This window comes from Shinella lacus (genome assembly GCF_010994755.1).
Lineage (GTDB): Bacteria > Pseudomonadota > Alphaproteobacteria > Rhizobiales > Rhizobiaceae > Shinella > Shinella lacus.
In genome coordinates this window covers 1-1,872 of the sequence record NZ_WHSB02000042.1, presented here as the reverse complement: position 1 = coordinate 1,872, position 1,872 = coordinate 1, and the positions used below count along the sequence as shown (strand labels likewise).

Annotated in this window: 2 protein-coding genes; both read right to left on the bottom strand. The window is 63.8% G+C overall.

The window, feature by feature from the left end:
* On the bottom strand, positions 1-1,327 hold a 1,327-nt coding region (locus GB927_RS34185; RefSeq protein WP_256121584.1), incomplete at its 3' end, for a sugar ABC transporter ATP-binding protein.
* A 79-nt stretch (positions 1,328-1,406) separates the two neighbouring features.
* Positions 1,407-1,872: substrate-binding domain-containing protein (locus GB927_RS34180; protein WP_256121583.1), on the bottom strand; the 466-nt coding region annotated here is incomplete at its 5' end.

The following is a 1,872-nucleotide window of genomic DNA, read 5'->3' as shown; positions in this document are numbered from 1 at the left end:
GGCGGATGATTTCCGCATGCGCGCCGACATCGATGCCGCGCGTCGGCTCATCGAGGATCAGAAAGTCCGGATTGGTGGCGAGCCAGCGGGCGAGGATCGCCTTCTGCTGGTTGCCGCCGGAGAGCAGTTTGATCGGCTTTTCACGGTCGCTCGTGCGGATATCGAGTGCCTTGATGTATTGGTCGGCGAGGCGATCCTGCTCGCCACGGCTGATCGGCCGCGCCCAGCCGTGTCGGGCCTGCAAGGCGAGTGCAATGTTTTCGCGCACGGACAGATCGCCGACGATGCCGTCCACCTTACGATCCTCCGGGCAGAAGCCAAATTTTTCGCGGATGGCGGCGCGCGGCGATGAAAGGTCGAGTGCACGGCCGTCGGCCTCCGCCGTGCCGCTGTCGGCACGCTCGGCGCCGAACATTATTTCCGCCGTCTCGGTGCGCCCCGAGCCGAGCAGGCCGGCGATACCGATGACCTCGCCCGTGCGCACATCGAGATCGAACGGCTGGATATGGCCCCTGCGGCCGAAATCGCGGAAACGGAAGCGCACCGCGCCGTCCTCGCCTTTCGGTCCGTGTCCGGCGGCGACTTCCTGCACCAGCTCGCGGCCGAGCATCATGGCGATCAGCTCCCGGCGCCGCAGCGCCGCCGTTTCGCGCGTGCCGACGAGCTGGCCATTGCGCAGCACGGTGATGCGGTCTGATATCTCATAGACCTGTTCGAGGAAATGCGTGATGAAAACGATGCCGAGGCCCCGCGCCTTCAGCCGCCGGACGATGCCGAACAGCATCGTGACCTCATGCGCATCAAGGCTCGCCGTCGGCTCGTCGAGGATCAGCACCTTGCCGGAGAGATCGACCGCACGCGCAATTGCCACCACCTGCTGCACGGCGACAGAATAGGCGGCAAGCTCAGCGGTGACATCGATGTCGAGTTCGTATTCGGCAAGCAGCGTCCGCGCCCGCCGGTTCATCTCGCGCGGGCTGACGAGGCCAAACCGCTTCGGCTGGCGGCCTAAAAAGAGGTTCTCGGCGACCGTCAGGTTCGCCAACAGGTTCACCTCCTGGTAGACCGTGCCGATGCCCAGCGCCTGGGCTTCCAGCGTGCTCTGCGGATCGACATCCGCGCCATCGACGAGAATGCGCCCGCCATCCCGGCGGTAGGCACCCGTCAGGCATTTCACGAGCGTCGATTTTCCCGCGCCGTTTTCGCCGAGCAACGCGTGCACTTCGCCGTGCCGGAGAGAAAAATCAACCCGGCTGAGCGCCTTGGCGCCCGGGAAGACCTTGTCGATCCCCGTCGCCGAAAGAACATAGGAACTGACCGGCTGCATGATCCCGACCCCGCATGAAATTTTTCGCGCGCGCTCCACGCCAAGTTAGGAGCTGGACGTGGGGCGCGCTGGGGAGAGATCAGTAGCCGAGGCCCTTCTTCGCCTCGTACACCTTCGCCGGATCATCGGCCTGAGTGTAGAGCTTCGATTCGGTCTGGATCCACTTCGGCGGCGCCTTACCGTCCTTAAGGAAGGCATCGAGCGCGTCGAAGGCGGGGCCTGCCATGTTCGGCGTCAGTTCGACGGTGGCGTTTGCCTCGCCGGCAGCCATAGCCTGGAAGATATCCGGCACGGCATCGATCGAGACGACGAGGATATCCGTGCCCGGTTTCAGGCCAGCTTCCTTGATCGCCTGGATGGCGCCGACGGCCATGTCGTCATTATGGGCATAGAGCGCGCAGATGTTCTTGCCGCCGTTTTCCGCCTTCAGGAAGCTTTCCATGACTTCCTTGCCCTTCGTGCGTGTGAAATCGCCGGTCTGGCTGCGGACAATCTTCAAGTTGTCTTTACCGGCCAGCGCTTCCTCAAAACCCTTCTTGCGGTCG